The following is a 16,623-nucleotide window of genomic DNA, read 5'->3' on the forward strand; positions in this document are numbered from 1 at the left end:
GAACTCAAAGTCCGACTCAGAACATTTTCTCAAAACAATCTCTGTCGGACTACAAGCCGGAACTCTCTTAGATCGGATAAAAAAAGAGTCCGCAGAAAAAGAGGATCAACCAAAAACCGGTCTCGATCGTTTCGCTGAGAGGTTGAATTCTTCGAATACCTCCATAAGCGTGGACGATCACCATCAAACCAAAACATCCCAAAAGAATATTAAAGTAAAACGGCTGTACACTTCTGTCTCCCGCCGCGACAAAACCCATATAACAAAGAACGCTCATTACGCTTGCGAGACAACGTCCGTAATAAATGGACAAATTTCCTTGAGCCGGAATCTCCCAACCCAAAACGGCGGCCCACCGAAGCGGGACCAAAAACATGGGAAGCGCAAACACAAAGAATGTCGACGCAACGAGCACGTATAAGAATACACTGGATTCAGTTCCCCAGATTCCAATCATAACCAACTCCTCACATTAGATTCAGATTCTTCCGAAGCCGAGAACACACCGGCCGCCCGGGAAATCTTTACGTTAAGCGAAACCATTCTTCTATCCCTAAAGACACAAAAGGCATATATACTTTAAATATGCCATGAATTCTAGATCATTGACTCATATTTCTGTAAAGAACAATATTTTTGTTCAAATTAAAAGAAAGAATTCGGACTGAGTTTTACGGTTTTCAAGGGCTCCGAGTTTACAAACTTTCCAAAGAGAAAGCGAAAATCGAATTCCTAAAAAAAGAAATCAGAGCGAATTCAAATCTCTTATTTATAATTTAGAATCGTTTCTGTTCACGAATGCCTCTTCGCGTTTCCGCTCGGAAAGGTTACGTTTTTTGAATATGATTTTCTTGGAGGTTGGGGAGAAAGTTCTTTCGGTTCCCGATATTTTTTTAAGAATTTTCTAAATCTTTGTAACTTTTTAAAACGTCTTTCGTAGTCGAAAGATTCACCCGAGAAAAGTTAGGATCGTTTTGTGAGAATCGATCGACCAGAATCGGCTTTTTAGAAAACTGAAAGATTCCGCTTTTTAGGAGCAAAGACAAAAACTGTTTTAGAATTTTTTGAATTCTCCTAAAACGTTCCATCCTCGAATAAAACTTTTTGAGAAGATTTTTTTTGAAAATTTTACGTTAGGCGCACTTGAAGTCCGATTGCGGCTTTTCGCGACAAGATCTTCTGAAGAAACAAGGGCCCTTGAGGTTTGTCGGATTGTGAAGTTTTAAAACTTGAAACGGACTTCGTTTCAAAAAAAACTCTCTCTAAAAATAAACGACCCTCAGATCCACTCCTCCGTGAGTTACGTGGATGGTATCAGTTTTGATTCCCATATTTCGATTGAGAATGGACCAAGAATCCTCGTCAGGACAAAGAATCAATCCGCTGATTTCAACGGGGAGTTCCCACCAAAGTTTGAGCTTTTCCCCCAACTTTTTGTAAAACGTATTGGTGGCACCGGCTTCCATTCTCAAACCGTAAGGAGGATTGAGGGGCATCCAGATCCGTTTCGGCTTGCCTACGCTTTCCCAGATCTCGTTTGGAGAACCCGTAAAAAAATCCCCTTGCCACTGTTGCATCGAAACCAAGTCTTGAATCGCAGAATCCTTTAGAAAAGTTTGATATTGTTCCATTCTTTTTAAAGTGTATTGAAAGGTCTCTTCGTTGAGTTCATTCCACCAAACCGCGATCGGATTTTTACCCGGAGGTTTTAGGGTTTTCTTTTTGAGAAAGTCCCAAGTAGACTCGGGAAATTCTCCCATGTCTTGAAACAAAAAAGTTCTCTGATAATGAGGAAATCCGACTCCAAAGATAGAATCCACGGATTCTCGGATCAAGGTTCCCGTTCCGGCAAAGGGAACAAAAACGGCGTCCGGATTGGGAAGAATCTTGTGCATTCTCTGAATTAAAAATCTCGCGAGATCCTCCCGGATCGGCGCCGACTTGGAAAGCGGTTTGAACTTTCCCCTTTGATTGAGGGGTTCTCCGGCGAGACTAACGTTCATCACGATCTCGTCGTCCATGATCATCGCGCTGAGTTCGGTCGTCCTTTTTCCGTTTGCGGGATTCGTGTGTTCCGTTTCCCAAAGTCTCCTTAGATCCTCGGGGGTCCATTCGGTTGCACCTTTTACCTGAGGATGAAACAGAAGATCCCAATCGGCCGGAAGAATTTCGGATTTACGAAGAGAGTTTTCAAATTCTTTAAAATCAAAAGAACGTTTGAGGGGATACATCCCCAGATTGAGTCTGAAGTCCCGAACCCAGGGGATTCTCACCAAAAGTTCGAGCGCCTGGCGGAAGTTTGCATTTTCGAGTAAAATTTTCCCCGGGAGAACTTTGAGAAAGGGTGTGGACATCTTCGGAAGATAAGAATCGCTGATGATTCTTTTCGCTGTCTGTTCGGTTTCCTTTGCGGATCCCGTGGGGAGCAGATATTCCCATCTCCTCAGCTGGCCCGACTTAAATTTAGGAAACTTCCATAGCATGAAAGTAGAATTTAATATCGCTTCCGTACGGCCTATCTCAAAACTTTCTCAAATTCAAATAATCAGCGCCCTCCTTTCGAAACCTTCTGGATCGCCTCCCATTCCTTGCCGGAAACGATTCTTCCGTCCACCAGATGAATCTGTCTTTTGGTTTTTGCGGCAAAATCCGGGTCGTGTGTCACCACGACGATCGTCGTATTTCTCTCTCGATTTACCTTCGCGAGAATGTTCATCACCACTTTTGTGTTCGCGGAATCGAGCGCGCCCGTGGGTTCGTCCGCAAAGATATATTTGGGATTCATCACGAGGGCCCTTGCGATCGCAACCCTCTGAGCCTGACCTCCGGAAAGACGATTGATACGATAGTTCATCCTGTCTTTGAGATCGAATTCTTCCAAGAGGTGTTCCGCATAACTTTGGTGTTCGTTCAAAAGAGCCGCCTTTCTCGCCGGCATCAAAACGTTTTCGAGCGCGCTGAATTCCGGAAGAAGATAGTGAAATTGAAAGATAAATCCCATTCTTTTGTTTCGAAACTCGTGGATTTCCTCTTCCTTCATCCGATAAATATCTTCTCCGTCGATATGAATGGCGCCTTGACTCGGAGGATCCAAGGAACTGATCATATAAAGGAGAGTACTCTTTCCGGAACCTGACTTTCCGGTCAAAGAAACGTAGTCGCCCTCTTCGATATCCAAGCTGACTCCTTTGATAATTTCCGAGTTTCCAAACGTCTTCTGAAGATTAAAAACTGAGATTCCATTTTGAACCGCGATCGGCATCCTATTCTCCCCTTATAATCTCGATCGGAGAAAGTTTTCCCGCGGACCTCGCGGGGATCCAACTCGCAATCAAGGTCGCGACCATAGATTGTAAAAACGCCTGAAAATAAATCGAAGGCGCAAAAGATACCACCATCGTATTCGCTCCCGAAGAAAATAAAGGATTGGTAAAAGGAAGGGATTCGATTCTCAAGCAGATTAAGAATCCAACGATGAGACCGATGATTCCTCCTGCGATTCCGAGGATCACTCCTTGCATCAAAAAGATCATCAAAACCTCTTTCGGCCTAAATCCGATGGAACGAAGAATCGCAATTTCCCTTTTTTTCTGGTTGATAATTACATTCAGAATATTGTATATTCCGAATCCGGCGACAACGAGTATCGCAGCGGTCATGGAATAACGGATCGCGTCCTGCAGCTTAAAGATCGCAAAAAAGCTCGAATTGGCTTCCTGCCAGCTTAGAATTTTGTCTTCACCAAAACTTTTCCAATCTTCCGCTTTTTGGATCGAACGATTCACGTCTTTGAGTCGCACCGCGATGTCGGTGATCATTCCGGATTGCCCCGTCAATTGTTGAACTTCGGATAACAATCCGTAGGCGATGCTGTCGTCCAAGGCCTTGTTTCCGGAACGAAAAATTCCTGAAATACGAAACGGAGTTTTTTGCTGCAAACCCGCCGTGATCCAGACCGTTTTGTTGAGTCCCAATCCCAAAAGTTTCGCAAGTCCGTCGCCCAGGATCAGTCGGTTTCCTGCGGAGAGAGATTCCACACTCCCTTCCGTGATATATTCCGCAAGAGGGGTGATTTGAATCTGTCTCGATGGAATGATTCCTACGATCTTTCCGGCTTCTTGATTGGAACCGGAATACAAAAAAATCCTTCCGCTTACCTGCGGAGAATACGCTTTCACTTCCGGGTCCCGATCGAGTCTTTCATACCAAAGACTCGCCTGATTCAAATGTGTGGAACCTCGTTTTCCGGAAGGTGGCGAAAGCCAGAATACGTTTTCTCCGGGAAAAAGATCGTCCATGGAATTCGCTTGGATGATCTCCTGTCTTGGAGAAATTCGAACGTGACAGTCCGCGTTGATCAGTTGATCGATGAGATATCCCCGAAATCCGAGTAAAACACCGGAGATGATGATAAACGCCGCCGTTCCCAAAACGATTCCGGAAAGAGTCGTCAAGGTCTGTTTTCCCCTGACGAGCATCTGTCTGAGCGCGATAAACAACATTAGGGCGCCTCGGAGATTTGATCTCCCGGTCGGATATCGCCTTCTTTGACTTCTATATACCGTTCGGACCTGAGTCCCGGAGTAAAAGAGACGGAAGAAGATTTACCGTTTCTGAATATTACAATTTTATGTTTCTTTTCGTATTTTCTAGGAACCAAAACCGCGTTGTCCCTTGTACCGATCTCGATCGCGACGTCCGCGGTCATTCCGGGAAGAACTCCTTCCGGAAAACGGGAAGTTTCGATTCTCGCAAAAAATTGTCCGGCGTGGGAAAAAGTTCCCTGCACTTTTCCTTGGATCGTATCGTTTGGCTTTCCTTCGAAACGAATAAAAGCGGTTTGTCCTTTTTTTACCGAAAGAAGAATCTGTTCGTCCAAAGCGACGATTAGATATTTAGAACCGACCCCCAAAACTTCGACGGCTTGGATCGTTGGAAACGCGACCTCGCCTTCGTGGTAGCCGACGTCGGAAACGATTCCTCGAATCGGAGATCGAATGGTGGAAAGACCTTCGAGCTGCAAAAGATTCTGACCGGGAAACACCTCGTCGCCTTCTAATACAAAAACTTTGGCAACCTTAGTCGGGACGCCGACTCGAAAACGAAACGTATCCAAAGAATGAACGGTTCCTAATCCATAGGCCTTTTCCGAGATCGGACCTTTGATCGCGAAATCTTCCGCTTCCGGTTTGTTCCTATATAACAAAAGCAGAATCAAAACCATGGGAAGAGCGGCATAAAATATTCGATAAGGAAGTTGTAAGGATCTATAAATTCTCAATAAGGATTTGAGCGAGTTGACTAGGACTTTCATTCTGACTGACTCCGGCTTACTTTTTTTTCTTCTTCTTTGCAACGTTAGGGAACGTTTTCTTTTTCTTCGCTTGCGAATTCACAACCGAAGGTTCTATTTTTTTAGGAGCAAGACCGCCTGCGATAAAGTCGACGGTCCTTTTTAGTTCCACTTCTCCTTCCCAATCTTCTCCCGGTTGGAAAAAAATTTCGGTAAGAAGGATATATCCGGAAAGATTGGTCGCCAAGAGTCGAAACGCGGAAGTGATCGGAATGTCTTTGATCATTCCTTTTTCTTGAAACGTTTTGAGACGTTCAAGCATCAAGGGCGCAAGTTTTTGTTTGAAAACTCTTTCCAAGATCGCCCGCATTTCAGAAGAGATCATGGCTTCTTGAACGACGATACGGATAAGATTTTTATTCTTTCGAATAAAAGAGATTCTTTCCTCAAAGACCGCATGGAGAAATTCTTCCAGAGTCGCGTAGTCCAGAGAAAAGATGACCTTCAGCCGTTTGAGCGTAAGCGGTGCGATAAAACTTTCCAAAAGCGGCATCGCAAGACTGAGAAGAAGTTCCTTCTTGTTCTTAAAATGTTTGAAGATCAGCCCTTCCGCAACTCCGGCCTTTTTTGCGATCTCGCCCGTTGTTGTGGCCGAAAAACCCTTTTGAGCAAAAAGTTCCATCGCCGACAAAAAAATCTTTTTTTGACCTTCGGGCCAGGACGGATCCAGTTCTATACTTTCTTTGATTTCTTCCATGATGAGTGATTACTCACTCATAATAACAAGGAACGCTTTTTTGTCAAGTCGTGAAAGCGATTGTTTCCCCTTTTTTCCAAAAAGTAAAACGGGGAAATCCGGAAACCTGAAAACAAGAAAGTGGATTCTTTACAAAAAGCGAACGTAGACCGGCATAAAAAAACTTCTAAAAAAAATCGATAAACGAACTTTGTATGCAATTTGTAATCGGTTTCGTTTGTATCCGTTTCTAATTTCAGTCGTTTTTGGCTTGAGTGTCAGCCTTTGTTCCTACTTATTATAAGAATCGGCTTCGACTCAGCAACTTTGTGTTGATCCCATATCCGAGAGAATAATAAAAAGAGCCAGAATGTTTCCACGAATACCCACTCATCTCAAATTGATTTTTAGTTACGTCGTCTACTTCGCAGTCATCCTACTCTTATACAAGATTGCCTTTCTTTCGGTTTATTGGTATCGTTTGCACGGAGTTCCTTTGGACGAAATCGCGGTCGCGTTTCTTTTGGGTTTTCGATTCGACTTAGCGGTCATCGGAATGACCCTCGGAGTTTTTGCATTCTTATCCGTTCTTCCTTTTTTGAATCGTTTCAAAGCGTATCGTTTTTTCTGGGGCTACACCCCGATTCTTTTGGGAATCTGGATGATCGCACATTTGATCGCGGACATCATCTATTTTGAAAACGCGAACAAACATATCGGCTACGAAGGATTCGTCTTTATCGGAAAGGATTTGGGCGTGATTTTAAAATCCGCATTAGAACAAAACACGGCCACGTTTATCATAGGAATCGGATTTTTACTCGTCTTTCTTCCGGTCTCTACTTGGCTTTTTCTCAAATACAATCCTTACGAATACAAAAGAGAATCTTGGAAAACATACGGGGCACACATAGGAATCGTTTTGGTTCTTTCGATCATCGCGATACGGGGAGGAATTCAAGAATCTCCGATCCGCGCCACGAACGCGATCGTCTCCGGAAACAACTTCGTCAACAATATCGCGTTAAACGGAGTTTTCACGTCCATCATGGATCTGAAAAGTCAGTCCATTCCTAAATTTTTAAAACTGGAAACTGAGGAAGCCGTCGAAATTGTTCGAAAAGAAATCGAATATCCCGGAGCTGAATTTGTAAGCGAAAAGTTTCCGATCCTAAGAGTTCAAAAAGAAACCAATCAAGGAACTCCGCCTAACATCATTTTGATCATGCTCGAAAATTGGACCGGAAAGTTTATTCGTCCGATTTCGGACGGGCTCGTGGACGGAAAAGAAGTGGCGCCTCACTTCAATCAACTCCTAAAAAAAGGAAGATTTTACAATCGATTTATCGCCTCCGGTGGAAGAACTACAAACGGAATGATGTCCATTCTTACCGGAATTCCGGATCGCCCGGGTTTGACCGTAGTTCGAACCCATCAAGTTCTCGGAAACTTTTCCGGGATCGGAAGTATTTTTAAAAGAATGGGCTACGATACTTTTTTCGTGACCGGCGGGGACCTGAGCTTTGACAATAAAAGTACACTTATGCCTCACTGGGGCTTTGATACGGTGATGGGAGAAAAAGAGATCTCAAAACTCGGAAGATTCAAACTCGGAGCCTGGGGATACGACGACGCCGACGTATTACAATTATTGCATGAACGGATTTCTAACTCGAAAAAACCGATCTTGGGATTGGCGCTGACGCTTACGACCCACTACCCTTACCGGACTCCTTCGGAAAAATTCAGAATCTTCGGCCCGGAAACGAGAGACTATGATTTTTTAAACGTCTACAACTACGCCGACTGGGCGGTTCACAACTTCATCACACAAGCCGAAAAGTCCGGTTATTTTAAGAATACGATTTTTGTATTTGTCGCGGACCACACTCACCACCGTTATTTGGATTATTACGAGGATAGGAACGTTCCGTTTTTGATCTACGCTCCCGGAAGAATCGCGCCTGCGTTAGACGAAACTATAGCATCTCAGTTGGACGTGATTCCCACCATCCTCGGTCTTGTCGGAAAGAAGGTTGCGTTTTCAGCGATGGGAAGAAATCTTTTGGCTCCCGGAAGATCCCAAACCGCATACTTCGCTTACGGGAATTTATTCGGCTGGATCGAAAACGAACATTTTTATCTGAGATTTTTTGACGGGAAGGAGGATCTTTCTTACAATATCATTCCACCTCGTGAAAAAAATAATTTCTGCGAAAAGGATCCGAACGTTTGTGAGGAGATGAGCAGGAAGGCGAAGGCCTATCTCAATCTGAGCTACGACTTATTAAACAGAAACGTAGTTTTTCCTTCGGAAACAGAGCTGATTCGGGAAATCAAACCTTAGAATATTCCGAGGGTTTACGGACTCCTTGTCCTTAGCATTGATTCCAAAAGCGTTTGGAAGAATCGAAGAATCAAGAGGATTTTACGGCGGAGTTTCTACCGTTACGATTGATAAATCTGAGTGTTGAGAATTATGATTTTATAATATAATAATTTTATATAAATATTTTTACAGAACAATAAAAGAATTTTTAGCAAAGACGCAAAAACCTTTTGAAATCAATGCAACCTGTCATGATCCTATGTCGGAGTTCCGACGAAAGGGAAACTTTTTACTCGCGAAAATAAGAATTTTCTGATATAGAAGAATCCTCCGAATTTTCCCGCCACCACTACCCAATCAGCATAACCTTACCCACAAGTTAAAAAAGCGATTTAGAATGAAGAAGTATCCCCGTCAGAGCTTTTGCAATAGTTCCTACAAAAGCTCTCAGAGAGAATATTCCTTGCAAAATTATGATTTTGTGATATAGGAAATCACCCGGAGTTTTCCGCCCCGCGCCCCAAGGAACTCAGTGCATAGCTCCCGATGGGTCGCTACGCAGGGCGGAGCTTTCGTTTTACAGAAGGCTGTCGTTGTTACGACAGATTTTTCTTAGGATTCAAACAACTTTGTGGATAAGGTTATGCGCAAATCTCAGGTAGAGGATCGCGCTACTTTCTCACGGAGGATCGTCGTAGTTCCGACAGTTCTATCCTACGATTTAAATGATTTGTCGCTGGGAGGACAGATTTAAATTCCGCACCAAATTTTTAGGCGCATCAGTTTGTCGGAACAATCTTTACGCGTTCAAAAAAAGTGGACAACGTAGATTGCATTCTTTAGGGGCGTTTGGCAGAGATCGACAAGGAAAGAATTCAATACTCTTCTCGGGTTTTTCGGGTCAGAGTTTGATTCCAGAAGTGGAATACAAATCCTGACAAAGCCCACAAGCCTCTAACTGTTTTCGAATTTCCTTTTTCTTTTCAGAATTTAAACTCGGCCAAAGATTCCTTTTCTCATTTGGATCGGCTTGAATGTCATAAGCTTCCTCATCGGGAGGAAACGAGTTCAGACGAAGCATATAATGAAGATTTCCTCGGATATAACTCATACCGACTCTATAAAGGGAAGTTTCGTTATTGTTTGCGATAAAAATACGGCGATCGTCGGTGAGATTGGAAAAAAGAGAACGGCCTTCCAACTTGGAAAGATAATCTTTTACCTCGGATCGATTAGAAACTCCTAATATATCGGCCACCGTAGGAATCAAATCCGTATTGGAAACGTTTTTCTTCAGGTTTTTTTTCAGACGATCCAAAGGAATGGTATTTTTTAAAGAATCCGGAACATAAAAAATCATCGGAATTGCGACCGTTTCTATATGATTGCTTTCGATATGACCGATATAATCGTGTTCGAAAATCCCCTCTCCGTGATCGGAAGTAAAAATTACCAGAGTATTTTTAGAAAGCCCTTCTTTTCGCAAGAATTGAAATACACTTTGCAAAAGTTTGTCTAAATAATGTACGGAGTTATCATAAGGAGCGTAAGCGTCCTTTCCGATCGGAAATACGATCGATTCTTCGGGGATGATATAAGGAAAGTGATTCGTGTTGAGATGGAGAACACCCGCAAAGTTTCGATTTTTTTCTTTGAGACTTTTCACATGAAGTTCAAACTCTTCCACCGTTTTACGATCGTCGATTCCGATATCGTTAAAAACGCTGAGCCCGCTGATCTCCTTATTCCATAAAAAATCGATCCCCGCATTTTTAAAAAATCCGGAGAAGTTATTCCAGCGAAAACTGTGACTGGAAATGTAAAACGTCGAAAGACCTGCCGCTTGGCCGTATTCCCAAAACAGGGGGGAGCTATGAGTCAAGGAAACCGGCTGGATCGGCGAAACTCCAGATAACAAACTTGGTACGGAAATTAATGTGGAACTCGAATTCGAGAAGGCGTTCTTAAAAACTACTACTGAACCGTCGCCCGGATTTTCAGACCAACGTTTGAGAAACGGAGTGGTATCCCTTTCATATCCGTAAAGTCCCATACTCTTTCTTCTAAGACTTTCGCTCAAGATCACGAGTATATTCATTTTCGTAGGATTTGCACGTTGACTTAGAAGAGGTTTATTTCGCGACTGCAACCCTGCCGAACCGAGTCTATCGCCGGTCAAAATGTTATAGAGATTACGATTGATAAACGAAATGGAATTCGTATCGGAAACGTAGATCTGATCGTTAAATCGTGTGTTGTTGTGAAAAAAAGCCGCAAAAAGAAGAATCACGACACTCAAAGAAACGAACCTACTTTTTAAAAAACGGGAAGGTCTTTGAAAAGAAGACGCAACTTTTAGAGTTACGAATAACAATAAGAAAAGAAGAACAAAACCGATCAGACTCCAGAACGTTAGTCCGCCTTTAAAGATGGTCCAACTGTTGAACGGTTCCTGAAAAATATAGGAAAATACGAAAAAGTTCGGCATGATGCCGGAATATAAATAATATCCGTAAGAGCCGACGATACAGACCGTGTATCCGAGACTTATGTAAACAAGAAAAGCCCAGTAAAGACGTCTCTTCGAAAAAGTCAGAAAAAGGTTTAGGGTCAGAAGAATAAACGAGTAGATCAATATCGAATAAAGAAAAGAAAGAAGATAATATGACCACTGGAGCTTTTCCATTTGACTTAGGATTTTCCAGCGGATCACTAAATCCGTTAGAAGGATAATGGACGGAAGCACAAAAATCGCAGCAATTTTAAATTGGAAATCGGAAACAAAAACGTTCCATTTCTGTTTGAAAAGTGAAAACAAAGAGACACCCCATTCTTGATCGGAAAACCGGAAAAGGAATTTTTATATTTCTTCCGAATCCAATCCGGAAGCCTTTCCTGGCATTTTATAGTAAGCAGTTGCTTACTTGGTTATTTTTAGAATGCCTCTATAAATCAAGTTTTTTTCCCTACAAATGAGAAAAATAACCTCCGATTCATCATATCGTTTCCGGATTTATAAACAATGTAGGTTTTTTATAAAGAATCGACCTTGCCAGCGAACCAAGAGACCGGCATTGAAATACTGACAAAAAGAATTCGTTTTTCTTCGAATCTTCAAAGAAATCGACTTCGTTTTTTCTATGTTTAGAGTTTCCTTGGAACTCAATCTTCCCTGCTCTCTATACTCAAAGGACAGGCTCTGAAAGACACCCATTCTTTGTTCATTTTCCAAGACCGGAAGCCATCGGTAGAAAACCTTGATTCACCTAACAAGGGGAAGGCGTTTGAGGAAAAAAAACGGATCCATTTTGAAAAAACAGATCGGTGAGAATTTTCTTCTCGTGTTTTACTCGAAGCGGGTGAAAAAAATGACGTTCAAATCTTATGGACAAAATAGCCGAGCGGGACAAGGATTGATCGTGTTCTTTGAATCGCTTTCCAATTCGAATATCCTCACCGGGATGATCACACCAGCCGTGATGATTACCGCGTGCGCCAGTTTGATTTTTTCCACCGCTAACCGTTTGGGAAGAATTTTTGATCGGGTCAATCTTCTCAAAGCGGAAGTCGAAGGAGTTCTTGCGGGAAAGTTACTCTTTCCGTCTGAAAGAATGGAAAGTCTCAAAACTCAACTTCGAATCCAAAGAATCCGTGCGATTCTTATTCAGAGATCGATGGCTTTTCTTTACACCGCCACTTCCCTTTTTGTTCTCTCTAGTCTCGGCTTCGCGTTTTCTCAAGCGTTATCTCCCGAATACTCCTGGTTCGCAACTTTGACCGCGCTTTTGGGAGGAGTTTTTCTTTTTATCGCGAGTATCTTTCTCCTTTATGAGAGCCGTTATAATTTGAAATTTATCAAGGGACTGATCGATCTCACTGAATTTTTGGGGAGCAAAATCCCCGATTCTAATTCCCCTTCCTAACCGAATTCTTTCCAAAGCCGGAACCTGAATCATAGCCGGGATCCGGCAACGGATGGATTTTCCTCTTTTGTCCTTTTACAATTTAACAACTAATTCTTCCTTTCTCAACATTCTGTCTCCTACCTAAAAACTATTCATTTTTTCGCAAAAATTTTTCGAACCTTTTGAAACAAATGGGTCTAAGAAAGTAAGCAGTTACTTACTTTCATGAATCGGATACTTTCTATCACAGGCCTACTGCCGTTGTTATTCTTATTTTTGGATATCCTGCCTTCGTTTTCTCTAAACGCGTTCGGACCGGCGGGGACTTACAACCATATCCGAATCCTAAAGGAGTCGTTTCGAGATTTTACTGAAAAAACCGGTTATGAAATCCGGGCAGATTGCCAGGAAATGATCATTCAAGGAAATCTGCGATCCGACTCCGAGTTTATGGAAGAAGAAGGTTTTCACTGCGATGACAACCATATTTTCGGATGCGGAATCGAACTCAGAAACTTAAAATCGAAATCCGAAAAGGCGGGCCTTTTTACGGACTCGATGCGATATATGGGACACGCGACACATATCATTCAGGATTTTTACGCTCACAGCAATTGGGCGGAAAATCATTCCAATCAGATCGAAATCGCGCCATTGGAAGAACCCTGGCTTTTGCTTTCCAGACCCGAGATACAAACGGGTTACTACGATCTTACGCCGGTAATTCATCATGAGGAAGAAGCCCTTGAGTGTCTGAGTCTTTCCTTTGATGAGATGAAATCCTTTCAGCCTTTTGCCACCCATCTTTGTCTCAATAAGGATTCTGAAAAATCTCTTAGAGGCGGAAACCCGGTGGAAAACAATCCTAACGTCAATCTACACGAATGGTCCGGATTACACGCCGTGGAACACACAACTCGGTATTTAGTCGACGCTTATCATAGTAATCATAAGAATCTAAAACTTTGCCTGATTCCAAAAAAGGCGAGTTTTTCCTGCAATAACGCAACGTTCCAGATGAGAACCGAATAAGATAGAATTTCGAACTCGGCGATTTCTGGTAGGAGAGAATTCTTCTTTTCCGATCGCACAATCCGTATTAACTCCTATATCCATCGATTTTCTAAGTAGTTTCCGAGATTCATTCCATTCGTCTTCTCTGATAGATTGGTGAAAGACCGTCGTTTCGACGGTGAATATCGAAAAGGGGTTACTGAATGAAAAAAATAATCGCACTGATTGAGACGGCGATTCTTTTGTTTTTCCTTATCAATTGTAAAAAAGGAGAAACCGAAGATGATACGACTTCGCTGATTATGATGTTTGCGGTTATGAATTCGGAAACCATAGCCGATTTTTATCCGGAACTCGGAATCCCCGGAAGCACGACGACGATTACTGGAAGCGATTTCTCCGGAACGGCTTCTCAATATTCGGTAACGGTCAACGGAATCAGCGCGACCGGGATTAATTTAGCAAATTCGAATACGCTCACGTTCACGATGCCGACCCTTTCCGATATTTCAGAGAACAAAACGGTTCCACTCGTGATCACAAAATCCGGTTCCAACGTGATTTCCAAAACGATTCGATATCGCCCGGCGCCCGTTGTCGCTCTCAATCAGCCAAACACACTCATTGGAAGGGTTTCATCCAAGGACGTAAGTAGTTTTTATACGTTCACTGCGCCTACAAACGGAAATCATATCGTCAATATCTTCGGGTATCAGGGCGCAAATTTAGACATTTACTACTTTACCTCTCCGACTTCCGCCTCCACTGCGCTCGCGACGGGCCCGGCGAACGATTCCGAATTTGAAAAAGTGAATTTAACGGCGGGGACTTACATCGTCCAAATTAAATTCGTTTCCGGTGCGCTTGCCACCAATTTCAAAACTCATATTGCCAACGGACAGATTACCCCCACTTCCACTTTCAACGAGATCGATAGCCAAAGGAGATGTTACGATTATATGGGAACTGGAACCACGGCCAACGCCGCTGCCGGGTGCAACAGTGTAAACGCAGCCGCAATTGCCGCGGGTAGAACCGGACGTTGTACATATCCATCGGCTTCCGGCCTTACGACGAGAAGTTATTATTCTATCGACGGATTCGGATTTACTCCCGATTACGCGGAACAAACTTGTACACAGGAAGGTTTTGATTCTCCCAATCCAAGCAAAGCGATCTTTCAACCTCTTTGATCCTCTTTTTTTAAAAGGGTTTTCCACAGGCTGGAAGACCTTTTTAAGACCACAACTCCCCTCTTTATTATAATTCAATTCCTAAAAAACAATAAGACGACCCGCTGGCTTCGGTTTCCGGTATAAAATTGACGCAGACTAAAAATAAGGAGAAAACTTTAGAATAGTAGAATGTTATTTTATTCGTAAATTCTTATCCGCTCCAATAAACCGAGGATCCTTTTGATGTTTGAAAAAGAAACCGCAGAATTAGCCAGACCAAAGTCCCTGCCTTTCTCAACCGAAGTTTTGGAACGTATTCTCAAACAGAGTAAAATTGGAATGCCTGAAATCTCGGCGATAGAATCTCTTCGCGCCGAAAATCGGCCCGTTCTCAAAGCGGACTTTTACCGAGACGAGGGACTGTATTCTTCCGAATTAAATCTTTTTGAAAAAAGGGCGGCGGTAGCCGGTTTTCAAGACCAAGTTCAATCTTCCGGAGATCACTTTATTTGCAAGATTCGGAACCGGGATCTCCTTATTTTGAGGGACGAAAAGAATCTCCTTAGAGCATATTATAATTCCTGCATACACCGGGGAACAAGATTGATTTCTGAAAAAAGGGAAAAACCTTTAAAAAAAGTGGTTTGTCCTTATCATAGCTGGACCTACTCACTTGACGGAAAATTGCTTACATCCGATTGTAAGGTTCCCGAAAGAGGACTTCAGGAGTTGCCTATTTGCAACTTCGCGGGAATCTTATTCGTCGGTTTTCAGAAGAAGTCCCTGGAATATTTGGAGCCCGTCTTTCATGAGTTAAGAAATTTTGAACTCGATTCATACGTTCCTTATGAGATAAAAACGAACGAAGGAAAATACAATTGGAAAGTAGGCGTAGAGATTTTTCTGGAATCCTATCACATCTCGACTGTCCATAAAAATTCGGTCGCAGCCGTCATCCCAAAGAACGCTTCCGTCTTTGATCCAATCGGAGAACATGGGAGGATCTTAATTCCGAATCGTTCCTTTGGAAACGTATCGACTCCTGCGAGAAAGGATCTGATTATCAGTTATTTTTTATTTCCTTCTACGATTTTGGTTATTTTTCGGGACCACTTTGCGATGATTCACTTTCAACCGATTTCGAAAGAAAAAACTCTTTGTACACAAGCAATTCTGATTCCGCAGAAAGCGAAAACTCAGAGGATGGAACGTCATTGGAATTACAACGCTGATTTCTTTTTTAAAACGATCTCGGAAGATCTGACTCTGGCCGAAGAAATTCAAATTGGACTGACGAGAGAAGGTTTTGTCTTTCCGAGTTCTTTTGAACCGGGTATCTTTCACTTTCATCGATCACTGGAGACTGCGGAATAAAATATGAAAGTTATAGTTTTTTTCCCTTTTTAGATTTCTGACAAATTCTTTTTACGAGATACTTTTTCCGTTACTTTCAGAAGAATCTTTTTGAGAGTAAGCAACTCTTTGATCTTCGTGTGAGAGTTCCTACAAGATTTTGTGTACGAACAATGTGACTATAGGTTATAAAATCCGTTGTGTGTGAGTTCCTACATAGTTTCATTTCCAAACAAATTAAAGAACCCAATTGTCCTTCAATTTTCGAAAATAACCAAGAAATTCTAAAGTCCCGAATGCGCCATCTTCGTTGAACCGGCGCTGTTTTACCCTGCCCGCATTTTCTCGCGTGTGAGAGTTCCCACACGATTTAAGATTGAGACCACTCCAGCGCGCGATCTGTCGAGCGCCAAAAGAAGCGAGACGCTGAGTTAGAGAGAGATGGACGCAAATGCGAAGCGTTTTGGCTTTCAGTGAAGCAGAAAACGAATCTCGGGTGCGACTTTTAAAATTCTTCTTTCTCAAAATAAAAAAGCCCGGCAATTTCTTACCGAGCTTTCATGAGGCTTTGAAGATTTGAAAAAGAAGTGACCAATCGAGCGATCCATAGAGAGCGAGATTGCCAAACACCGCGAGGCGGTGAGCTTTGGCTTTCAGCGAAGCTGAAAAGTAACCCCGGATTCTTCCTTCAAAATAAAAAAGCCCGGCAATTTCTTACCGGGCTTTCATGAGGCTTTGAACACAGAAAAAGTAGCGTGACCTAACACCCCGGATCCTTCCTTGCGAAAGGATCCGGTTTTTGTCGTGGCTCCGAAGAG

13 protein-coding genes are annotated in these 16,623 nt (G+C 42.7%); 5 read left to right on the plus strand and 8 right to left on the minus strand.

Going from position 1 to position 16,623, the window contains the following annotated elements:
• Window positions 1–67: 67 nt before the first annotated feature.
• The 7 genes from JWG44_RS14380 to JWG44_RS14410 all read right to left on the minus strand — a co-directional run bounded on the left by JWG44_RS14380 (window position 68) and on the right by JWG44_RS14410 (window position 6,050).
• Window positions 68–457: a hypothetical protein gene (locus JWG44_RS14380; protein WP_205275687.1), complete on the minus strand. Its 390-nt coding sequence runs from the start codon at window positions 455–457 to the stop codon at window positions 68–70.
• Between the two features lie 436 nt (window positions 458–893).
• A complete protein-coding gene (locus JWG44_RS14385; protein ID WP_205275688.1) occupies window positions 894–1,088 on the minus strand; it encodes a hypothetical protein in 195 nt (64 codons plus the stop codon).
• A 174-nt stretch (window positions 1,089–1,262) separates the two neighbouring features.
• Entirely contained in the window at window positions 1,263–2,483 is a 1,221-nt protein-coding gene (locus JWG44_RS14390; RefSeq protein WP_205275689.1) for a hypothetical protein, read from the minus strand.
• Window positions 2,484–2,545: 62 nt separating this feature from the next.
• On the minus strand, window positions 2,546–3,262 hold the full coding sequence (locus tag JWG44_RS14395; RefSeq protein ID WP_205275690.1) for an ABC transporter ATP-binding protein: 717 nt from the start codon (window positions 3,260–3,262) through the stop codon (window positions 2,546–2,548).
• Window position 3,263: 1 nt separating this feature from the next.
• On the minus strand, window positions 3,264–4,502 hold the full coding sequence (locus tag JWG44_RS14400) for an ABC transporter permease (protein ID WP_205275691.1): 1,239 nt from the start codon (window positions 4,500–4,502) through the stop codon (window positions 3,264–3,266).
• Window positions 4,502–5,314 (minus strand): secretion protein HlyD, encoded by an 813-nt coding sequence (locus tag JWG44_RS14405; RefSeq protein WP_205275692.1) that lies wholly within the window; start codon window positions 5,312–5,314, stop codon window positions 4,502–4,504. The genes JWG44_RS14400 and JWG44_RS14405 overlap by 1 nt, the downstream gene beginning before the upstream one ends.
• 16 nt (window positions 5,315–5,330) lie before the next feature.
• A complete protein-coding gene (locus JWG44_RS14410; protein ID WP_205275693.1) occupies window positions 5,331–6,050 on the minus strand; it encodes a TetR/AcrR family transcriptional regulator in 720 nt (239 codons plus the stop codon).
• A gap of 349 nt (window positions 6,051–6,399) precedes the next feature.
• On the opposite strand from JWG44_RS14410, the gene JWG44_RS14415 reads away from it, so the two are divergent.
• A complete protein-coding gene (locus JWG44_RS14415) occupies window positions 6,400–8,376 on the plus strand; it encodes an LTA synthase family protein (protein WP_205275694.1) in 1,977 nt (658 codons plus the stop codon).
• Between the two features lie 883 nt (window positions 8,377–9,259).
• On the opposite strand, the gene JWG44_RS14420 is transcribed toward JWG44_RS14415, so the two are convergent.
• A complete protein-coding gene (locus tag JWG44_RS14420) occupies window positions 9,260–11,176 on the minus strand; it encodes a sulfatase-like hydrolase/transferase (RefSeq protein ID WP_205275695.1) in 1,917 nt (638 codons plus the stop codon).
• Window positions 11,177–11,726: 550 nt separating this feature from the next.
• Between JWG44_RS14420 and JWG44_RS14425 the strand changes: the two genes are divergently transcribed.
• The 4 genes from JWG44_RS14425 to JWG44_RS14440 all read left to right on the plus strand — a co-directional run bounded on the left by JWG44_RS14425 (window position 11,727) and on the right by JWG44_RS14440 (window position 15,826).
• Window positions 11,727–12,281 (plus strand): DUF2721 domain-containing protein, encoded by a 555-nt coding sequence (locus tag JWG44_RS14425; protein WP_408611984.1) that lies wholly within the window; start codon window positions 11,727–11,729, stop codon window positions 12,279–12,281.
• A gap of 207 nt (window positions 12,282–12,488) precedes the next feature.
• Window positions 12,489–13,295: an HET-C-related protein gene (locus JWG44_RS14430; protein WP_205275696.1), complete on the plus strand. Its 807-nt coding sequence runs from the start codon at window positions 12,489–12,491 to the stop codon at window positions 13,293–13,295.
• Window positions 13,296–13,480: 185 nt separating this feature from the next.
• Window positions 13,481–14,470: an IPT/TIG domain-containing protein gene (locus tag JWG44_RS14435; RefSeq protein ID WP_205275697.1), complete on the plus strand. Its 990-nt coding sequence runs from the start codon at window positions 13,481–13,483 to the stop codon at window positions 14,468–14,470.
• A 225-nt stretch (window positions 14,471–14,695) separates the two neighbouring features.
• Entirely contained in the window at window positions 14,696–15,826 is a 1,131-nt protein-coding gene (locus tag JWG44_RS14440) for an aromatic ring-hydroxylating oxygenase subunit alpha (RefSeq protein WP_205275698.1), read from the plus strand.
• Window positions 15,827–16,623 lie beyond the last annotated feature (797 nt).

Origin of the sequence: Leptospira ainazelensis (assembly GCF_016918785.1) — a bacterium.
Classification (GTDB): Bacteria; Spirochaetota; Leptospiria; order Leptospirales; family Leptospiraceae; genus Leptospira; species Leptospira ainazelensis.